The 17,974-nt window shown below is 72.1% G+C and carries 20 protein-coding genes; 7 read left to right on the top strand and 13 right to left on the bottom strand.

What is annotated here, in order from left to right; genetic code table 11:
* The first annotated feature begins 51 nt into the window (after nucleotides 1-51).
* Nucleotides 52-321 carry a hypothetical protein gene (locus JOD48_RS02130; protein ID WP_204807084.1) on the top strand — a complete coding sequence of 90 codons (270 nt, stop codon included), beginning with the start codon at nucleotides 52-54 and terminating at the stop codon, nucleotides 319-321.
* Between the two features lie 101 nt (nucleotides 322-422).
* On the opposite strand, the gene JOD48_RS02125 is transcribed toward JOD48_RS02130, so the two are convergent.
* The 5 genes from JOD48_RS02125 to JOD48_RS02110 form a co-directional block, all read right to left on the bottom strand.
* Complete coding sequence (locus JOD48_RS02125; protein WP_204807082.1) at nucleotides 423-1,031, bottom strand: DinB family protein; 609 nt, start codon at nucleotides 1,029-1,031, stop codon at nucleotides 423-425.
* Nucleotides 1,032-1,148: 117 nt separating this feature from the next.
* Entirely contained in the window at nucleotides 1,149-1,409 is a 261-nt protein-coding gene (locus tag JOD48_RS02120) for a metal-sensitive transcriptional regulator (protein WP_138826660.1), read from the bottom strand.
* Between the two features lie 11 nt (nucleotides 1,410-1,420).
* The gene (locus JOD48_RS02115; protein WP_204807080.1) at nucleotides 1,421-1,843 is read right to left on the bottom strand and encodes a hypothetical protein; all 423 of its coding nucleotides are present in this window, start codon (nucleotides 1,841-1,843) and stop codon (nucleotides 1,421-1,423) included.
* Nucleotides 1,840-1,956 carry a DUF8730 family Cys-rich protein gene (locus tag JOD48_RS20315; protein WP_494278073.1) on the bottom strand — a complete coding sequence of 39 codons (117 nt, stop codon included), beginning with the start codon at nucleotides 1,954-1,956 and terminating at the stop codon, nucleotides 1,840-1,842. The genes JOD48_RS02115 and JOD48_RS20315 overlap by 4 nt, the downstream gene beginning before the upstream one ends.
* Before the next feature lie 33 nt (nucleotides 1,957-1,989).
* Entirely contained in the window at nucleotides 1,990-2,163 is a 174-nt protein-coding gene (locus JOD48_RS02110; RefSeq protein ID WP_191789895.1) for a DUF8730 family Cys-rich protein, read from the bottom strand.
* Between the two features lie 75 nt (nucleotides 2,164-2,238).
* Here JOD48_RS02110 and JOD48_RS02105 point away from each other — a divergent pair, with 75 nt between their 5' ends.
* The gene (locus JOD48_RS02105) at nucleotides 2,239-4,092 is read left to right on the top strand and encodes an FAD-dependent oxidoreductase (protein ID WP_204807078.1); all 1,854 of its coding nucleotides are present in this window, start codon (nucleotides 2,239-2,241) and stop codon (nucleotides 4,090-4,092) included.
* 439 nt (nucleotides 4,093-4,531) lie between these two features.
* Here the strand turns inward: JOD48_RS02105 and JOD48_RS02100 are convergent, their stop codons facing one another.
* The 4 genes from JOD48_RS02100 to JOD48_RS02085 form a co-directional block, all read right to left on the bottom strand.
* On the bottom strand, nucleotides 4,532-5,509 hold the full coding sequence (locus tag JOD48_RS02100) for a carbohydrate ABC transporter permease (protein ID WP_204807076.1): 978 nt from the start codon (nucleotides 5,507-5,509) through the stop codon (nucleotides 4,532-4,534).
* A 1-nt stretch (nucleotide 5,510) separates the two neighbouring features.
* Nucleotides 5,511-6,518 (bottom strand): carbohydrate ABC transporter permease, encoded by a 1,008-nt coding sequence (locus JOD48_RS02095; protein ID WP_204807074.1) that lies wholly within the window; start codon nucleotides 6,516-6,518, stop codon nucleotides 5,511-5,513.
* 2 nt (nucleotides 6,519-6,520) lie between these two features.
* On the bottom strand, nucleotides 6,521-7,915 hold the full coding sequence (locus JOD48_RS02090) for an extracellular solute-binding protein (protein WP_204807072.1): 1,395 nt from the start codon (nucleotides 7,913-7,915) through the stop codon (nucleotides 6,521-6,523).
* Between the two features lie 173 nt (nucleotides 7,916-8,088).
* A complete protein-coding gene (locus tag JOD48_RS02085; protein WP_204807070.1) occupies nucleotides 8,089-9,387 on the bottom strand; it encodes an ROK family transcriptional regulator in 1,299 nt (432 codons plus the stop codon).
* A gap of 207 nt (nucleotides 9,388-9,594) precedes the next feature.
* On the opposite strand from JOD48_RS02085, the gene JOD48_RS02080 reads away from it, so the two are divergent.
* Nucleotides 9,595-10,263: a GNAT family N-acetyltransferase gene (locus JOD48_RS02080; RefSeq protein ID WP_204807068.1), complete on the top strand. Its 669-nt coding sequence runs from the start codon at nucleotides 9,595-9,597 to the stop codon at nucleotides 10,261-10,263.
* An 8-nt stretch (nucleotides 10,264-10,271) separates the two neighbouring features.
* Here JOD48_RS02080 and JOD48_RS02075 read toward each other — a convergent pair whose 3' ends face one another.
* Nucleotides 10,272-10,466, bottom strand: a complete 195-nt coding sequence (locus JOD48_RS02075; RefSeq protein WP_191789900.1) for a hypothetical protein — start codon at nucleotides 10,464-10,466, stop codon at nucleotides 10,272-10,274.
* Between the two features lie 217 nt (nucleotides 10,467-10,683).
* Here JOD48_RS02075 and JOD48_RS02070 point away from each other — a divergent pair, with 217 nt between their 5' ends.
* Nucleotides 10,684-11,313 (top strand): histidine phosphatase family protein, encoded by a 630-nt coding sequence (locus tag JOD48_RS02070; RefSeq protein ID WP_191789901.1) that lies wholly within the window; start codon nucleotides 10,684-10,686, stop codon nucleotides 11,311-11,313.
* Nucleotides 11,314-11,361: 48 nt separating this feature from the next.
* Nucleotides 11,362-11,886, top strand: a complete 525-nt coding sequence (locus tag JOD48_RS02065) for a PH domain-containing protein (RefSeq protein ID WP_191789902.1) — start codon at nucleotides 11,362-11,364, stop codon at nucleotides 11,884-11,886.
* Between the two features lie 72 nt (nucleotides 11,887-11,958).
* Here the strand turns inward: JOD48_RS02065 and JOD48_RS02060 are convergent, their stop codons facing one another.
* Nucleotides 11,959-12,651, bottom strand: coding sequence for an MOSC domain-containing protein (locus JOD48_RS02060; RefSeq protein WP_204807066.1), 693 nt, complete (start codon nucleotides 12,649-12,651; stop codon nucleotides 11,959-11,961).
* A gap of 194 nt (nucleotides 12,652-12,845) precedes the next feature.
* On the opposite strand from JOD48_RS02060, the gene JOD48_RS02055 reads away from it, so the two are divergent.
* Nucleotides 12,846-14,390, top strand: a complete 1,545-nt coding sequence (locus JOD48_RS02055) for an APC family permease (RefSeq protein WP_204807063.1) — start codon at nucleotides 12,846-12,848, stop codon at nucleotides 14,388-14,390.
* Between the two features lie 109 nt (nucleotides 14,391-14,499).
* Here the strand turns inward: JOD48_RS02055 and JOD48_RS02050 are convergent, their stop codons facing one another.
* Entirely contained in the window at nucleotides 14,500-16,233 is a 1,734-nt protein-coding gene (locus tag JOD48_RS02050; protein ID WP_307823920.1) for a M20/M25/M40 family metallo-hydrolase, read from the bottom strand.
* 280 nt (nucleotides 16,234-16,513) lie between these two features.
* On the opposite strand from JOD48_RS02050, the gene JOD48_RS02045 reads away from it, so the two are divergent.
* Nucleotides 16,514-17,251 carry an MIP/aquaporin family protein gene (locus JOD48_RS02045; RefSeq protein WP_138826684.1) on the top strand — a complete coding sequence of 246 codons (738 nt, stop codon included), beginning with the start codon at nucleotides 16,514-16,516 and terminating at the stop codon, nucleotides 17,249-17,251.
* Between the two features lie 59 nt (nucleotides 17,252-17,310).
* Here JOD48_RS02045 and JOD48_RS02040 read toward each other — a convergent pair whose 3' ends face one another.
* Complete coding sequence (locus JOD48_RS02040) at nucleotides 17,311-17,967, bottom strand: TetR/AcrR family transcriptional regulator (protein WP_191789905.1); 657 nt, start codon at nucleotides 17,965-17,967, stop codon at nucleotides 17,311-17,313.
* Between the last annotated feature and the right edge of the window lie 7 nt (nucleotides 17,968-17,974).

The following is a 17,974-nucleotide window of genomic DNA, read 5'->3' as shown; positions in this document are numbered from 1 at the left end:
ACGATGGGCGTCGTGCCCACTACGGGGCATTCGGATGAATCAGGGGAGAACATGCGAAACAAGGTCATCGGAGCCCTCGTCTCCGCAGCAGTCGGGGTCACCACTCTGGTCGGAGCTGCGGCTCCGGCGAGCGCGGCGCCCCTCAGCGGCCAGGCCGCACCTCTCAGCGGGCAGGTCGCACTCCTCAGCTCACAGGTCGTCGGTGGCTTCACGACGCTGGCGAGCTGCAACGCGGGACGCGCCGAGTGGCGCAACCGCGGGTACATCGTCGGCTCCTGCACGTACGCGGGCGGCGAGTACCACTTCATCGCCCGGCGCTGACCGACGACCTCGGCGACGTCGCCGAGAGGACGGCTACGGCCCTGTCCGCGGAGCACGACGGCGCGCCGCCCTGTGGGGTGGCGCGCCGTCGTCGGGGTGACTCAGTCCGCGTGCCGCGCCCGGTACAGGTCCTGCAGCACCATGATCTCGGCGCCGTGGTGGATGAGCTCGCGGTTCATGTGGAGCACGAGGTGCCCGAACGGCGCCTGGGCGTCGATCTCGGTCGCCTGGCTGAGCCCGACCGTGAACACCTCGTCGTCGGGCAGCGAGTCGACGCCGTCGCGCCACAGGTCGACCCAGCGCGTCAGACCTTCGATCGCGGGGTCCACCTCGCCCGAGAACGCGACGGCGTCCCGCCGGGCGATGCGGTCGCCGAACGTCCACTCCCACCGCTCGAAGAACGCCTCGGTGAGGTGCGCGACGAGCCACGCGATCGTCCGCGGCTGCGGCGAGTCCGACCCCTCGGGCCACTCCATGACCCACTCGCCGACCCCGAGCGTCCGGGGCGAGCGCTCCTCCCCGCGCCGCACGACGCGCAGCGCGTCCGGCGCGGGCTCCCACTCGAACTCGTCCTGGTCGAGGGTCACGAGCCGTCCCAGCACCTCGAGCCACGAGAACCCGAGCTGCCCGCGCACCATCGCGAGCGGGGTCGGGACCGTCAGCACGGACCAGTCGAACACGGGGCTGCCGTAGGTCGCGTCGTCGCTCATGGGTGGCTCCTGAGAGGTCGCTCCTGCCCGACGGCGCCGCTCGCCCCGGGAGTCCTGCTCACCTTCGCGATCATCCCCCGGGGCGCGCGCGGTCGCCTCCCGGCGCGGTCGGGCGGCCTAGGTCAGCGACAGGAAGAGCTTCTCGAGCTTCTGCACGTCCGCCGTGCCGTTCTCCTCGTCCGTGAGGCACTGCTTCATGCCCGAAGCGATGATCGCGAACCCGGCGCGGTCGAGCGCCTTGGACACCGCGGAGAGCTGCATCACGAGGTCGGCGCAGTCGCCGCCGTCGTCGACCATCCGCACGACCGCGGCAAGCTGCCCCTGGGCACGCTTGAGCCGGTTCGAGACCTTCTTCATCTCGTCCTTGTCGAGCTCCATGACTCTCCCTCTCATCGCACGCACGCGTCGCGCGTGCTGCTCGTGCGCTGCACGAGCCCGAACAGGACAACAGCCAGCGCTGGCAGCACCATCCCGGCCTGGTGCGGCGCCTGGCCCACCAGGAACACGGCGGCGAGCACCGTGCCGCCCGAGACGACGGCGCACGGCGAGCACCCGAGGGTATCCCGCCAGGACTCGCCCCGGGCCGGGACGTAGCTCGCGAGCGTGAGGCCGCCGACGACGGCCACGGCCGCGAGCAGCCCCAGCCACAGGGGTGCGACGCCGGAGGTCCAGCCACCGCCCGCCTCCACGAGCAGTACGAGGAGCCCGGGAACGACGGCGGCGGCGACGACGAGCCGTCGCCTTCCCCACGCGGGTCGCCGCACCTGGACGGGCAGGGCGTCGGGCACGGCGCGCCGGGGCGCCGGGCTCATCGGCAGGTGCAGCGTTCGGAGGGCTCGAACTCGGCGAGGACCTCGTCGGCGTGCATGCCGCAGCCGGTCCAGGTGATCTTGCGGCAGGTTCCGCAGCGGGCGGGGCTGCACATGGTGGTTCTCCTCGTGGTCGTCGGGTCGGGGGGTCAGCGCTTGAACAGGCGCGAGAGGAAGGACCCCTGCGCAGGTGCCTTGGCCTCGGCCGCGTGGCCCTCGCAGCGGTCGGCGCGGGGCACGCCCCGCATGACCTGGTCGACGTGCTGGCCGCAGCCGGCCCACGTCGTCTTGCCGCACTTCTTGCAGGTCACCGCTCTACACACGCTTTTCCTCCTTGGTGGATGTGGTCCCACTATACCCCCGGGGGTATAGTGCTTCCCAACCCCCAGGAGGAAAGCATGAAGATCGTCATCGTCGGAGGCGTCGCGGCAGGCATGTCCGCGGCGACCCGTCTTCGTCGCCTGTCGGAGGACGCGCAGATCGTCGTCCTCGAGGCCGGCGATCACGTCTCGTTCGCCAACTGCGGCCTGCCCTACTACGCCGGAGGAGTCATCGAGGACCGCGACGCGCTCCTCCTCCAGACCCCCGGGTCGCTCGCCGCCCGCTTCCGCATCGACGTCCGCGTCCGCCACCGCGTCACAGGCGTCGACGCCGACGCGCACACCGTCGCGGTCCGCGACCTCGCCACGGGCGAGGAGTCCGTCGAGACCTACGACCGGCTCGTGCTGAGCCCCGGGGCCCGCCCGATCGTCCCGCCCGCGCCCGGCATGGAGCGCGCCCTCGTGCTGCGCGACGTGGCCGACGTCGACCGGATCGTCGCCGCGATCGACGGCACGATCGACGGCACGGACCCCGCCGGCTCACGCGCCACGACCATGCCCGGCCCCGTCCGGTCACCGGGCCGGTCGCCCGCCCGGCCACCGGCCCGCTCGGCCGTCGTGATCGGCGGCGGGTTCGTCGGGGTCGAGGTCGCGGAGAACCTCGTGCACCGTGGTCTCGACGTCACGCTCGTCGAGCTCGCCGACCAGGTCCTGGCCCCGCTCGACCCCGAGATGGCGATCCGCGTCCAGCAGGAGCTCGAGGCCCACGGCGTCCACGTGCGCACCTCGACGCAGGTCGGTGCGCTCGGCCCCGACACGGCCGACCTGTCCTCGGCCGACGGCTCGCCGCGTGGCACGGTCCCGGCCGACCTCGTCGTGGCCGCGATCGGCGTCCGCCCCGACGTCGAGCTCGCGGTCCTCGCCGGAGCGCAGGTCGGCCCGCGCGGCGGCATCCTCGTCGACGAGGACCTGCGCACCTCGGTGCCCGACGTCTACGCCGTGGGCGACGCCGCGACCAAGCGCGACGCACTCGCCGCGACGGCCTCCGACGCCTCGTCCACCGGCGACGAGCCGACCACCCTCATCCCCCTCGCGAACCTCGCCAACCGGCACGGGCGCCACGTCGCCGACGTGATCCTGGGGCGCCGCAACGGCATGCGCCCCTCGATGGGCACGGCCGTCGTCGGGGTGTTCGGGCTGACGGCCGCGAGCGTCGGGCGCAACGAGAAGCGCCTGCGTGCCGAGGGGCGCCCCTACCGGGCGATCCACACGCACCCCGCGCAGCACGCGGGCTACTACCCCGGCGCGACCCAGATGGCCCTCAAGCTGCTCGTCGACCCTGAGACCGACCTGATCCTCGGCGCGCAGGGAGTCGGCCGCGACGGCGTCGACAAGCGCATCGACGTACTCGCCACGGCCATCGCAGGCGGGCTCACGGCCTCCGACCTCGCCGACCTCGAGCTCGCGTACGCCCCGGCCTACGGCTCGGCCAAGGACCCCGTCAACATGCTGGGCTACGTGGCCGACAACCTGCGCGCGGGTGAGACCCGCAGCGTCCAGTGGCACGAGCTCGACGCGCTCGTCGCCCAGGGCGCGACCGTCGTCGACGTCCGCACGCCGGGCGAGCACGCGCGCGGGACCGTCGAGGTGCGCGCTGCTGACGGCCCTGAGGGCGCGGAGACGCTGCCCGCGCTCAACGTCCCGCTCGACGAGCTGCGCGACCGGGCCGCGGCCGAGATCCCCGCCGGGGCCCCCGTCGTCGTGCACTGCCAGGTGGGGCAGCGCGGGCACACGGCCGCGCGACTGCTGACCCAGCTCGGGTACGACGTGCGCAACCTCGACGGCGGCTACCTCACGTGGCGAGACGGGACGCTCGCCCGCCGCACGGCCCGCACCGACGAGCTCGCGGCGTCCAGCAGCCCCACGGCCTGACGGACGGTGGCGGGCGGAGAGGCCCGCCCGCCACTGTCGCGCCGACCGCCTCCGACGGGACCCGCGCCGGGAAGGTGCCGGCCCTGCCTACGATGGTCGGGTTCCCTCAACGCGCACGGACGTCCGTGCGCGCGACCCCTACCCGGCAGGAGCCCCATGCCCGTCCGTCCCCGTACCGTCCTGCTGATATCGGTCGGTGTCGCCGTCGTGCTGCTCGGGTCCCTCGTGGTCTTCCTGTCGATCGTGGGGATCGACGGCGTCGCCTGAGGCAGGGGCTGCCCCGGGGCGAGCACGGGCTGAGGTGCGCCGCACCGCCCGGGGTGCGGCGCCGCCGTCGGGCAGGAGCGCACGAAGGGGCCGCTCGACGCGGACGTCGAGCGGCCCCGCACCTCCGCCGCGGGCTCCCGGCCCAGTTCCGGTCCCCGCGGCACCTCCCGGACTACCCCTTCACACCTGAGAAGGAGATCCCTTCGACGAACGTCTTCTGGGCGACGAAGAAGATCGCGACGACGGGGATCATCGCGAGCAGCGTCGCCGCCATGGTCAGGTTCCACTGCACCTGGTGCACCCCGCGGAACGACGCGAGGCCCAGGGACAGCGTCCAGCTCTGGGGATTCTCCCCGGTGTAGAGGAGCGGACCGAAGTAGTCGTTCCACGTGTACATGAACGTGAACAGCGCGGCGGCCGCGACGCCCGGCTTGGCCATGGGAAGGATCACGCGCCGCAGGATGCCGAGCTCGCTCAGGCCGTCGAGCCGCGCGGCCTCCGAGTAGGACTCGGGGATCGTGAGGAAGAACTGGCGCAGCAGGAAGATGCTGAACGCGTCCCCCACGAAGTACGGGACGATCAGCGGCCACAGCGTCCCGGTCATGTCGAGGCGCGCCCACAGGATGTAGAGCGGCACGGCCACGACCTGCGGCGGCAGGAGCATCGCCACGACCGTGAGCAGGAAGGACACGTTGCGGCCCCGCCAGCGCAGCCGCGCGAGGGCGTAGGCCACAGGCACCGAGGACAGCAGCATGCCGAGCGTCGCGAGCAGCGAGTACACGAGCGAGTTGAGGTAGTAGCGGAGCATGGGCGCCTTGTCGAAGACCGCGGCGAAGTTCTCCGCGTGCCACGACGTGGGCCACCAGGCACCCGTGAGCGCCTGCTGGTCGGACATGAACGCCGTGAGCACCACGAACACGATCGGGGCCAAGAACATCACGGCCAGGACGATCGCGAACGAGTGCGTCCCGACCGAGGAAGCGATGCGTCGGGCGCGCGGAGTCAGGTGGAAACCGGGAAGCTGCGCCGAGGATCGCGCGGCGCGCGAGGTGCGCGAGGTGCGCGAGGTGCGCGACGTGCGCGACGTGCGCCCGTGCCGGTGCGGAGCGGGCGATCCGGACGATGCCGGCAGGGTCGTGGACGTGGTCATGTCAGGCTCCCGCCTCGTCGGAACCCCGGGTCATGCGTCGCAGCACGAGGACCGTGAACGCGCCCGACACGAGGAAGAGCACGACCGCCATCGCGGAGGCGTAGCCCATGTTGTAGTACTGGAATCCCTGCTGGTACAGCCACATGGGGAACGTCATGGTCGAGTTCTCCGGGTACCCCGCGAGCTGGCTGCTGCCCGCGACCTGCGACGAGCCCGAAGCCACCGACCCCGCGACCATGGCCTGCGTGAAGAACTGCAGACCCGCGATCACGGACGTCACGACCGAGAAGAGCAGGACGGGGACGATCGACGGCAGGGTCACGTGCCAGAACTTCCGCCACGCCCCCGCACCGTCGAGCCCAGCGGCCTCGTACAGCTCGGTCGGGACGTCGAGCAGCGAGGCGAGCACGATGATCATGAGCTCGCCCACTCCCCACAGGACGAGCATCGTCAGTGCGGGCTTGGCCAGCGCCGGGTCCTGGAACCACAGCGGCCCCTCGATCCCGAACCAGCCGAGCACCTTGTTGACCGGACCCGAACCGGGGTTGAAGAGGAACACGAACGCGAGCGTGCCGGCGACGGGGGGCACGAGGGCCGGCAGGTAGTACAGGGTGCGGAAGACGCCTGTTGCCCGCTTGACCCGGGTCAGCGTCACCGCGGTCACGAGCGCGAAGAGGACGCGTCCCACCGTGATCGCGACCGTGAGCCACGCGGTGTTGCGGATCGCGATCCACATGATGGGGTCCGCAGTGAACATGTGCGTGTAGTTGCGCAGGCCCACGAAGGTCGGGGCGGAGATGAGGTCGTAGTTCGTGAACGAGAAGTAGACCGTCGAGACCAACGGGTACACCAGGAACAGCGAGAACCCGACGATCCAGGGGGACATGAACGCGAGGACGGTCAGTGCGCGGCGTCGCGCGCGCCTGCGCCGCAGAGCGGGGCCCGCCGGGTCCCCCGGCCGCACGGTGGCGGACGGGGAACCGGGGTGGCCCGGAGCCAGGACGGTCATGATCAGCCGCCGATGCCCTTGGCGTTCTCGATGTCCGTGTCGACCTGCGCGAGAGCCGCGTCGAGGTCCTTCACGCCGCCCGCCTGCCACGTGTCGAAGAAGTCGGACACGGTCTTGAGGTAGGCGCCACCGTTCGCCGACGGCGGGTTGTTGGACAGCCCGTCCGAGGCGAACACGTCGAGGAACGTCTGGAACTGCGGCGTGACCTCGAGCTCGGTCGACTCGAGCGCGTCGAGCGTCGTCGGGACGTTCTTGAGCCCGTTGGACATCGCCACGAGCGAGCCCGTGTCGAACGCCAGGTACTTGATGAGCTCGAACGCGGCGCCGGGGTTCTCGGCGCCCTGGGGGATGCCGATCACCGTCCCGGTCGCGTACCCGCCGCCGTACTCTTCGACCCGGTCGTCGCTCACGGGGACGGGAGCGGTCGCATAGTTCAGGTCGGGCGCAGCGTCGTCGATGAACGCCGTGCGGTACTCGCCGTCGAGGGCCATCGCGATGCGGCCCGTCTGGAAGTCCTGGTCGGCCGAGTACTGCTGCCCCGACCCGGCGACGAACTTCTGCAGCGTGTCGTAGCCGTACCAGTCGACGAGCTCCTTCTGCCAGGTTGCGAGCGCGGCCCATGCCGGGTCGGTCGAGATGCTCGACCTCCCCGAGTCGTCGGTCCAGTGCGCGCCGAACATGGGGCCCACGACCTGCGGGGTGTTGGCGTAGAAGTTCATGAGCGGGACGAAGCCGGCGACCTTGATCGAGCCGTCCTCGTTGAACTGCGTGAGCTTCTTGGCGGTCTCGAGGAGCTCGCTCGTGGTGCGAGGCGGCTCGGTCAGGCCTGCCGCCGCGAACTGGTCCAGGTTGTAGTAGAGCCCGTAGACGTCGGCGAGCATGGGGAGCGCGCAGCGTGTGCCCTCGAACTCGGTGTAGCCGCGCACGGCCGCAGGGATCTGCTCCAGGTCGACGCCGTCCCGCTCGATGAACGGGCCGAGGTCCTGCCACGCGCCCGACGAGCAGTTCTGTCCCACGTAGTCGGTCGAGAAGGACACCGCGACGTCGGGCGCGTTGCCCCCGCGGATGGCCTGGGCGAGCTTGTCGTCGTCCTGGCTGCCCTGGCTGGTGACGGTGTAGTTGGGGTGGTCGGCCTCGAAGCGGGCGACCGCGTCGTCGATGATGCCGAGCTCGCGGTCGGAGAATCCGCTCCAGATCGAGATCGACACCTCCTCGTCGTCGGCGGGGGCCGCGGTGGTGCCCCCGCCGCCGTCGGTCCCGGCGGTGCAGGCGGAGAGCGCGAGGGCGCTCACGGCGAGCGTCCCGACGGCGGAGGTCACCCGGGCGCGGATGCGTCCGGGGGTCTGGCCCGCCCGGGCGACGGTGCCTCGGGAGGGTGTGTGCAGGGTGCGGATCATCATCGTTCCTTCGGAAAATGGGCGCGCGAGGGCCCGGGACGGCGGAGTGCCTGGTGGAGGGTGCGACGGGTCAGGGGGTGGTCGACCGTGGTCGCGAGGTGTGGAGTCTGGTGGGGGTCGGAGGGGTTGGCGAGTCGGTGGGTCGTCCCGGCGGACCGGGTCGGCCCGGCGGGCTAGGAGGGGACGACGCTCCCTGCCTCGAAGACCCGGCGCCGGGATTCGTCGAGGGCCGCGGCGAGGGCTCCCTCGACGACGCCGTCTCCCCGTGCGGTGGACAGGAGTACTGGAGCGAGGGCACCGTGCTCGGTACCCAGGGCCGTGGCGACACGGTGGCGGAGCTGTTCGCCACCGGCTACCGCGACCTCCCCCCCGAGCACCACTGCGTCGGGGTCGAGGACCCCGATGACCATGCTCAGGACGTTCGCGAGGCGCCGGGCGAGGTCGTCGAGGAAGTCCCCGGCATCGCCGGTCGGGTCGTTGCCGGCCCGCTCGAGCGCACTCGTCGCGGCCTTGCGGACCTCGGGGCTGCGCGCGACGTCGGACGCACGTCCGGCGGGGGCGGGGTCGATCCGCAGCGTGTCGAGCGGTGCCGCGTCGAACGGCGGCAGACGGTACCCCTGGGCGAGGCGCGCGACGCCGTCGAGCTGGACGAGGTCGGCGACCGTGCACCGGCCCTCGGGATCGCGACCCCGACGGGCAGGGTCGGGGACGGGGACGTGGTCGATCTCGCCGGCGCCTCCGTGGCGGCCACGGCGGATGCGGCGGTCGAGGAGCGTCGCGGCCCCCACGCCCTGGTCGACCCACAGGACGAACAGGTCCTGGGCGTCGGCCAGGTCGTCGCGCGCGAGCTCGGCGAGCGCGACGAGGTTGACGTCGTTCTCGACCGCGACCGGGACACCCAGCACCTCGGTGAGCTGTGCCTCGACGTCCTGGTCGTTCCAGACCTCGATGTGCGGGGCGTACGCCAGCCTGCCGGTCGCGGGGTCGATCGATCCGGGGAAACCGACGGCGACCTGGAGCAGGTCGGCGCGAGCGATCTCGGCGCGCTCGCAGGCCTCGTCCACCACGGCGCGCACGACTTCCAGGTGCATACCGCCGGGGTGCTCGTCCGTGGTCCACTCGACCGAGCGCTCGGCCCGGCCGAGCACCCGGCCGCCGAGGTCGGCGACCAGGACGCTGATCTTGCCGACCGTGACGTCGATGCCGGCCGCGTGTCCGGCGGCGGCGCGCAGCGTCCACACGGCCGCCCGCGGACCGGGGCGCCCGTCCCGGTGTCCCGAGCGTTCGACGAGCCCGGCGGCCTCCAGGCGCGCGACGAGGGTCGCGGTCGCGGGCTTCGACAGGCCGAGCCTCTCCTGGAGACCTGCGGACGTCGTGGGCCCGTGACGGAACAGGGCCTCGAGCGCGGCTCCGTCGTTGAGGGCGCGCAGGACGGTCGCGTTGCCGACCCTCTTGGTGCTGTCCGTGCTCACGGCGTGATCTCCTGTCCGGCCCCGGCGTCCGCGGTGCTCGGGCTCAAGAGTGCCTGAACCCTGACGTCACCATCGATGTCGGTCGAGATAGTTGTCTGTAAACTTGACTAGTAATCTTCCACACGACATCGCCCCGCGCAAGAGGTCGAGCCCGATCGCGACCAGGACACTGCGCCGGACGACCCGAGACCCAGGGATGGCACCACCGTGAGAATCCGGCCCTACGCGCCCCGCGACCTGGACGCGCTGTACGACATCTGCCTGCGCACGGGAGACAACGGCCGCGACGCGACCGCCGTCTACTCCGACCCACGCCTGCTCGGCGAGATCTACGCCGCGCCCTACGCAGCCCACGACCCGTCGCTCGTGAGCGTGCTCGTCACCGACGACGACCGCGTCGTCGGCTACGTGATCGGCTGCCGCGACACGCTGGCCTTCGAGGAGTGGCGCGAGCGCGAGTGGTGGCCGTTCCTGCGCGAGCGGTACCCCCTTCCGGACCCCGCCGACCCCACGCCCGACGCGCGCCTGGTCCGCCAGATCCACGACCGCACCGCCGCGACGCCGCGACCCTGGCTCACCGAGCCCGCGACGCACCCCGCGCACCTGCACATCGACCTGCTCCCCGAGGCGCAGGGCACCGGCTGGGGACGACGCATGATCGAGCACCTCACGGGCCAGCTCACGGACCTCGGCGTCCCGGGCCTGCACCTCGGCGTCGGCGCCAAGAACCACGGCGCGATCGCGTTCTACTCCCGGCTGGGCCTCGCCCCCCTCTCGGACCCCGACGACGGCGGGCTCACCCTGGGGACGACGCTCGGCGTCCAGGACGCGGCCAGGGCGGACGACACCTCGACGGACGCGCTGCGCGCCGGGTAGCCAGCGGGTCAGACGACCTCGTGCGCCCCGCTCCACGACGCGACCGTGCGGTCGTCCGAGGTCTGCAACGAGAACGAGGTGAGCGGCAGGTTCCCGCTCCGCTTGCGTGACCGGACGACGTCGAGCGCCGCCTCGTCGGTCTCGGCCTCGAACGGTTCGCCTCGCAGCGCAGCGGTCGCCGTCAGGATCGAGTAGGTGGTCATGACGGACGAGCCTAGAGCCAGAACAGGCTCCAGGACGACCCCCGACTCGGTCACACCCGCTCGCGGCCTCCCCGTGCGGGCGCCGCCGGAGGCCCTTCGGCGGCCCCCGGCCCGTCTCCCGGGCGACCCGTCCGCGGGGTACGACGGCCGCCCAGCGGGTGCTCCGCCGTCGGGCCTGGGGGATGCTCGGAACAGCACCCCGACCCCGGAGGACCCCATGCCCGACCCCCAGCTCGTGCTCCTGCGGCACGGTGAGACCGAGTGGAGCCGCTCCGGCCAGCACACCGGCACGAGCGACATCCCCCTGACCCCGCTCGGCGAGGACCAGGCCCGGGCGGCCGGGGCGTTCCTCGCCGGACGCTCGTTCGCCCTCGCCCTGCGCAGCCCGCTGCTGCGCGCCCGGCGGACCGCCGAGCTCGCGGGCTACCCCGACGCGGTCGCCGAACCGAACCTCGCCGAGTGGGACTACGGCCCCGTCGAGGGCCGCACGGCCGACGACGTGAGCGAGGAGATCGGGCGCGACTGGCTGATCTTCCGAGACGGCGTGCACGTGGTGCCCCGTGCCGAGGGCGCCCCGGGCGAGCCGGGGACCCGGCAGGGCGAGACGCTCGACGACGTCGCCGACCGGGCGCGGGCAGTCGTCAGGCGCGTCGACCCCGTGCTGCGCGACGGCGGCGACGTCCTGCTCGTCGCGCACGGTCACCTGCTGCGCGTGCTCGCCGCGGTCTGGCTCGAGCTGGGACCCGCGACCGCCGCGCGGTTCGAGCTGGGCACCGCGAGCATCAGCCTGCTCGGCCACGGGCACGGCCTGCGCACGGTCGAGGGGTGGAACCTGCCGACGGCCTGACCGGGACACCGCGCCGCGACACCCACCCGGGGTGGCACGATGCTCCCCATGAGCGTCAACAAGAACCTCGCCGAGGGCGAGACCGTCGTCATGGAGCTGCGGACCCACCCCAAGGCCCTGTTCCTGCCGATCCTGGTCCTGGTCCTGATCGTGGCCGCGGCGGCGGCGATCCTCTGGTTCTCCCCCGAGCACCCCGTGATCCTGTGGGGCACGCTCGGCGTGGCGGCGGTCGCGGCGTTCGTGTGGGTCGTCGTGCCGCACCTGCGCTGGCTGACGACCAAGTACACGGTGACGACCAAGCGCCTGTCGACACGCACCGGCATCCTCACGCGCACGGGCCGCGACATCCCGCTCTACCGCATCAACGACGTCACGTACGAGAAGGACCTGGTCGACCGCATGTTCGGCTGCGGGACGCTCATCATCTCGGACGCGACCGCCAAGCCCGGCATGACCCTGCCCGACGTCCCGCACGTCGAGGAGGTCCAGGTCCGGCTGCACGAGCTGCTGTTCGCGGCCGACGACGGCTCGGACGACGGCGAGTGGCCCCCGGCCGAGCCGCGGCGCGCCTGATGCGCGCTGAGTGCGGAGTACTTGTCGTCGAACGGGCGATCCGGCGACAAGTACTCCGCACTCAGCGACGGATCAGCGGACGGCGCGCTCGGCGCGCTCCCGCACCTCGGCCGACAACCGGACCTCGCCTGCGGCCTCGGCCGCGAGCAGGCGCTGCGAGACCTCGACCGTCGTGCCCGCGACGCGCGCCCCGAACCAGTCCGCGATGCGCACGCCGTGCGAGGGCCGGTGAACGACCTCGACCGCGTCCCCGGCCCGCACCTCGCCCGGGGTCACGACCCGCAGGTACGCGCCCGTGCGGTTCGCGTCGGTGAACCTCTTGACCCAGCGCTCCTCGCCGAGCCGCCGCGCGAACGTCGAGCACGGCGTGCGCGGCTGCGTGACCTCCAGGACCGCGGACCCCACCTGCCAGCGCTCACCGATCAGGGCCCCGCTCGCCGCGACGCCGCGCGTGCGGAAGTTCTCCCCGAACAGCCCGGGCGTGACCTCGTAGCCGAGCTCGGCCGACCAGTGGTCGGCGTCCTCCTGCGAGTACGCGTACACGGCCTGCTCCTCACCGCCGTGGTGCGCGCGGTCGGCCTGCACGTCGGCGTACAGCCCCAGGGGCCGGACCTTGACGGGTCCCTCGACGGGTCGCTTGTCGATCGCGGTCACTCCGACCGCGCCCGCGTCGGGCAGCAGGACGTGCACGCGGCACACCGCGAGGAGCTCGCCGGTCGCGGTGCTCGCGCCGGGTCGGACGGGTTCCGGGGTCGAGAGGGTCACCGGAGGATTCTCCCAGGTCCGCGCACCGCTCCGGCCCGACGGCGTCGCACCGGCGAGTCCGTCCCGTCACCGTGGGCGGGTGGCCCGGTCACCCTGGGCGGGTGGCCCGGTCACCGTGGGCGGGTGGCCCCGTCACCGTGGGCGGCGCGCGCCCCCGCCGCGCGTGTTGGCGACCCGCCGGACAGACTGGTCCGATGGCCAACGGTGTTCTACGACTCAAGTCCGTCGAGGAGTCCCTCGCAGCCCTCGACGACCCGGAACGGTCGCTCAAGCGCGACCTCAACGCCTGGGACCTCGCGGTCATGGGTGTCGCGGTCGCGGTCGGGGCGGGCATCTTCTCGGTCGGCGCGACGGCCGCCGCGAACTTCGCCGGGCCGTCGGTCATCATCTCGTTCGTCATCGCCTCGATCGTGTGCGCGCTCGCCGTCATGTGCTACGCCGAGTTCGCCTCGGCCCTGCCCATCGCGGGCTCGGCCTACACGTTCTCCTACGCGACCATGGGCGAGCTCGTCGCGTGGATCATCGGCTGGGACCTCATCCTGGAGATGCTGCTCGCTGCGTCGGTGATCGCGAAGTTCTGGGGCATCTACCTCGCGGACGCGTTCTCGCTGTTCGGGGTGGACCTGCCGCTGACCATCCCGATCGGTCCCGTGGACCTCGAGTGGGGGCCGGTGTTCATCGTCGCGGTCTTCACGACGCTCCTCGCGATCGGGACCAAGCTCAGCAGCCGCATCAACAGCGTGTTCACGATCATCAAGGTCGCGATCACGCTGTTCGTGATCGTCGTCGGCTTCTTCTACGTCAAGGCCGAGAACTACACGCCGTTCATCCCGCCGTCGCAGCCAGCGCCCGAGAAGTCGGCGCTCGAGCAGCCCCTGCTCGGCTTCCTCACGGGCCTCGAGCCCACGACGTACGGCGTCATGGGCCTGCTCGCGGGCGCGGCGCTCGTGTTCTTCGCGTTCATCGGGTTCGACGTCGTCGCGACCACCGCCGAGGAGGCCAAGGACCCGCAGAAGACCATCCCGAAGGGCATCCTGAGCGGCCTCGCGGTCGTCACGGTCCTCTACATCCTGGTGACGCTCGTCGTCACGGGCATGGTCTCCTACACCGACCTCGCGGCCTCCGAGGATCCCTCCCTGACCACGGCCTTCATCCTGGTGGGCGCCGACTGGGCCGGACGCGTCATCTCGGTCGGCATCCTCATCGGCCTGACCACCGTGATCATGGTGCTGCTCCTAGGGCTCACGCGCGTCATGTTCTCGATGAGCCGCGACGGTCTGCTGCCACGCGGCGTCTCCAAGACCTCGCACCGCTTCCACACCCCGGTCCGCCTCCAGGTGGGCGCTGGCATCGTGGTCGCGCTCATCGCGGGGCTCGCGCAGGTCGAGCTGCTCGAGGAGATGATCAACATCGGCACGCTGTCGGCGTTCGTGCTCGTGAGCTTCGGCATCCCGATCCTGCGTCGCTCCCGGCCCGACATCCAGCGCGGGTTCCGCGTCCCGTGGTCCCCCGTGCTGCCCATCTTCTCGGGAGTCGCGTGCCTGTGGCTCATGACGAACCTGACGACGCTCACGTGGCTGCGGTTCCTCGTGTGGGTCGTGATCGGGCTCGTGATCTACGCGTCGTTCGGGTACCGGCACAGCCTGCTCTCGAAGCGCAACGTCGCGGCACGCGAGGCGGAGGCGGCCGCGGCAGCCGGCCCACCGGGTTCGCCGGGCGACCCAGCCCCACCGGCCTGACCTCCCCGTGCCCGACGGCGCCCCCTCCTCCGGCGAGAGTCTCGCCGGAGGAGGGGGCGCCGTCGGGTACTGCCGCCGAGGTAGAGGCGACCTCGGTCTCACGGTCAGGTCAGCAGGTGAGCGCCGCGTAGTCGAGCGTGTACGTCTCCTGCGAGCCCGTGTCGTCCCACGCCCGCACCGTCACGCTGCCCGCCGCGAGCGACCCTGACCTCGCGCTGAACGACTGGTGCGCAAGCTTGTCCGGGTTGACGTGGTTGAACGTCTTCTCGCCGAACGGGGTCGTGATGCGGACGTCGAGCGGTCGGTCCTCGCCGTTGGTCGCGACGACCGACAGCGAGGCCACCTTGCCCGTGCATCGCGCGGTCGCCGACAGCCCCGTCAGCTCGGGGTCGACCGGCGAGACCACGCCGTTGATCGCCGACGTGTCCGCCGCGAGCGACGCCGTGGCGTGCGCGATCGCCTTGGCGTTGATGTCGAGCGCGACCGGGTCGATGTTCTCGATGTCGTCGTTCGCCGAGTGGTAGTTCGGGTCCTGCCAGATCCCCGCCGTGCCGCCGAACAGCGCGACCTCGGCCTCGGTCTTGACGTCGTCGGCGCCCGTGAACAGGCCCGACGCGGGGACGCCGTTCGCGATGAACGCCTGGTAGTCCGAGCGGCCCGAGAACTCCGAGTCGACCCACGCCTGCCCGATCGAGTCGAAGTAGTCCGTGAAGACGTCCTCGGTCTCGGGCGAGCCCGGCGGCACCTCGACCGGCGCCGGATACGTGGACTCGTCGGCGTCGTAGACCCCGATCACGTAGTTGGGCGAGCCCACCATGTCGAAGTTCAGGTAGGTCGCGATCTGGTCGAGCGCGGCCGGGTCGTTCGCGACGAGGTCGTCGACGTAGTGCGTCGACCCGACCAGCCCCACCTCCTCGGCGCCCCACCAGGCGAACCGCACCTGGTTGTCGAGCGGGCCGCCGTGCTCGGCGAGCTGGACCGCGGTCTCGAGGATCGCCGCGGAACCCGACCCGTTGTCGTTGATGCCCGGCCCCTCGGGCACGCCGTCGAGGTGCGCACCGAGCATGACGACGTTGTCCGCCCGGCCCGTGCCGGTCTCGGCGAGGATGTTGAACGTCGTGTGCGAGATGGTCGAGGTCTGCAGCACGTACGTCGCGCTCGTCTGCCCGCCCGCGACCCCCGCGACGATGGCCTGCCCGTCGGCCTGCGTGATGCCGACAGTGGGCACCCACGCGTCGCTGGGCTCGCCGAGCGTCGGGCTGATGGGGCCCGCCGTGTTGTTGTAGATGATGACGGCCGCCGCCCCCGCGGCGGCAGCGTGCTGGACCTTGAGCGAGAAGTTGCAGGACCCTCGGCTGACCAGGGCGACGCCGCCCGTGGCCGCGACGCCTGCCCACGCGTCGGGCGTGCAGCCCTGCTTGAGGGCGTCGGCCGGCTGGACGACGGGTCCCGTGACGCCTTCCGGCGGGGTGTCGGGCGCGAACTCCGCCGGGAAGACGCTCTGCGTGACCGCGACCCCGCCGGCCGTGAGCGACAGCTCGTCGGTCACGAGGTCCTCGAACGTGAAGTACTGGCGCTCGGGCGTGTACCCGGCGTCGGTCAGGACCTGCTCGACGTACGCGGCGCTCGCCTCGTACCCCGGGGTCTCCAGGGCGCGGTTGCCGCCGTTGGCGTCCGCGATGGCCTGGAACTGCTCGAGGTGCTCCATGACGGCGGCGCCCGTGACGTGGTCCTCGAGCGGCGCGGGTGGTGCCGGCGGCGCGGCGGCGGCCGGCGGGACGAACACCGCGGCGAGCCCCAGGCTCAGCGCGGCGACGGACGGGACGATCGGACGTGTTCTCACACTCGTTCTCCTCCACTGGTCTCCCAGCAGCAGACCGCACACTCGACGCGACGCTGCGGGAGTTCGGTTGTCGCGAGCGTACGGGCACGGGGCGAGACGCGACACAGGAACGGTGGAACGCCGAGGGTGCCGGGCAGGATCGCCGACGGCGACGGGCTGGACCGCCGACGGCGACGGGACCGACCGCGGCGGGCGACGCCGTCGGGCCTGATCGCGCGAGACCCCGTCTCGCGGGGTGTCGTGCCACCCGCCCGCAGCCCACCCCTGGCAGGGTGTGCGCATGGATCCGGACTACTCCCTGGCGGTGCGTGCCGCGTGCGAGTTCATCGGCACGGCGATACTCATCATCATCGGCAACGGCACGGTCGCGAACGTGCACCTCAAGGGGTCCAAGGGATACGGCGGCGGCTGGAGCCTCATCGCGATGGGGTACGGGTTCGGCGTCATGATCCCGGCGCTGATGTTCGGCGGGATCAGCGGGAACCACATCAACCCGGCGTTCACGATCGGGCTCGCGACGTGGGGCCTGTTCCCGTGGGCCGACGTCGCGCCGTACGTGGTCGCGCAGATGCTCGGGGCCATGGCGGGGCAGCTCGCGATCGTCGCGACCCACAAGCCGTACTACGACCGCACCGAGAACGTCGACGACGTGCTCGCGACCTTCTCGACCGTCAACGCCGCGCACAGCCGCGTCAACGGGTTCGCGAACGAGCTGCTGGGCTCGGTCATCCTGTTCTCGTGCGCCCTGGCGATCGTCAACTCGCCGCTGACCACGACCGAGCCCGGGCTCGCGCACATGGCGCTCGGCTTCCTCGTGTGGGCGCTCGTCGCGGGGCTCGGCGGCCCGACCGGTCCGGCACTCAACCCGGCCCGTGACCTCGGGCCGCGCATCGTGCACGCGCTCCTGCCCCTCAAGCACAAGGGCCCCTCCGACTGGGGCTACGCGTGGGTGCCCGTCGTCGCGCCGCTGCTCGCGGGGCTCATCGGGGTGGGTTGCTGGAAGCTGCTGCTGGGCTGAGCCGGGCGGGCACGTCACCATCGGCGGCGGGCACACGTCACCCTCGGCGGGGGCCGCGCTCAGAGGCCCGCGACCAGCTCCAGCACCGCAGCCAGGACCTCGCCGAACCCGCGCTCGGGCTGGAACACGAGCCACTCGAGCCCCGCGACGAGCGTGGCCCCGAACACCGACGCAGCGAGGAGCGACACGTCGTCCCCGGGGCGTTCCTCGCGCAGCGCGGCCGCGTAGAACTCGATGACGCGCGCACGGATGTGCCCGACCGTCTCCTGCCACTCGCGCCCGACCCGGAAGACCTCGGCCGCGAGGAGCTTGGCGAAGTCGGGGTGGGCGCGGATCTGCTCGAGGAGCGACGCGATGAGCGCCGCGAGCGCCTCCTTGCCCTGCAGCCCTCCGCGGGCCTCGGAGAGCGTGAGGGTGAGGCGTTCGAGCCCGCCCGCGAGCGCGGCCTCGAACACGTCGGACTTGGACCCGAAGTTGTAGTAGACGCTGCCCTTGGCCACGCCCGCGGCGGCCGCGATGTCCTCGACGGACGTGGCGGTGAACCCCTGGTCGGCGATGAGGCTCACGGCGGCGTCGATGATCTGCTGCCGGGTCCCGGCGCGGCGGGCCGCGAAGGCCTGCTCGCGCCGGGTCCCGGCCTCTGCGGTGGCGCCGGGCTCAAGGGGCCCGACGGCGCCCGGTCCATCCGCCGTCGGGTCCGCCTTGGTCGTCGTCATCGTTCGT

Source organism: Oerskovia paurometabola (assembly GCF_016907365.1).
Classification (GTDB): domain Bacteria; phylum Actinomycetota; class Actinomycetes; order Actinomycetales; family Cellulomonadaceae; genus Oerskovia; species Oerskovia paurometabola.
This window is presented reverse-complemented; position numbering and strand designations above follow the sequence as displayed.

Bases quoted from the DNA above. Each gene is read 5' to 3' on its own strand.
- JOD48_RS02130 (WP_204807084.1), top strand. From the start codon at position 52: ATGCGAAACAAGGTCATCGGAGCCCTCGTCTCCGCAGCAGTCGGGGTC.
- JOD48_RS02125 (WP_204807082.1), bottom strand. From the start codon at position 1,031: ATGAGCGACGACGCGACCTACGGCAGCCCCGTGTTCGACTGGTCCGTG.
- JOD48_RS02120 (WP_138826660.1), bottom strand. From the start codon at position 1,409: ATGGAGCTCGACAAGGACGAGATGAAGAAGGTCTCGAACCGGCTCAAG.
- JOD48_RS02115 (WP_204807080.1), bottom strand. From the start codon at position 1,843: ATGAGCCCGGCGCCCCGGCGCGCCGTGCCCGACGCCCTGCCCGTCCAG.
- JOD48_RS20315 (WP_494278073.1), bottom strand. From the start codon at position 1,956: ATGTGCAGCCCCGCCCGCTGCGGAACCTGCCGCAAGATCACCTGGACC.
- JOD48_RS02105 (WP_204807078.1), top strand. From the start codon at position 2,239: ATGAAGATCGTCATCGTCGGAGGCGTCGCGGCAGGCATGTCCGCGGCG.
- JOD48_RS02100 (WP_204807076.1), bottom strand. From the start codon at position 5,509: ATGACCACGTCCACGACCCTGCCGGCATCGTCCGGATCGCCCGCTCCG.
- JOD48_RS02095 (WP_204807074.1), bottom strand. From the start codon at position 6,518: ATGACCGTCCTGGCTCCGGGCCACCCCGGTTCCCCGTCCGCCACCGTG.
- JOD48_RS02090 (WP_204807072.1), bottom strand. From the start codon at position 7,915: ATGATCCGCACCCTGCACACACCCTCCCGAGGCACCGTCGCCCGGGCG.
- JOD48_RS02075 (WP_191789900.1), bottom strand. From the start codon at position 10,466: ATGACCACCTACTCGATCCTGACGGCGACCGCTGCGCTGCGAGGCGAA.
- JOD48_RS02070 (WP_191789901.1), top strand. From the start codon at position 10,684: ATGCCCGACCCCCAGCTCGTGCTCCTGCGGCACGGTGAGACCGAGTGG.
- JOD48_RS02065 (WP_191789902.1), top strand. From the start codon at position 11,362: ATGAGCGTCAACAAGAACCTCGCCGAGGGCGAGACCGTCGTCATGGAG.
- JOD48_RS02055 (WP_204807063.1), top strand. From the start codon at position 12,846: ATGGCCAACGGTGTTCTACGACTCAAGTCCGTCGAGGAGTCCCTCGCA.
- JOD48_RS02045 (WP_138826684.1), top strand. From the start codon at position 16,514: ATGGATCCGGACTACTCCCTGGCGGTGCGTGCCGCGTGCGAGTTCATC.
- JOD48_RS02040 (WP_191789905.1), bottom strand. From the start codon at position 17,967: ATGACGACGACCAAGGCGGACCCGACGGCGGATGGACCGGGCGCCGTC.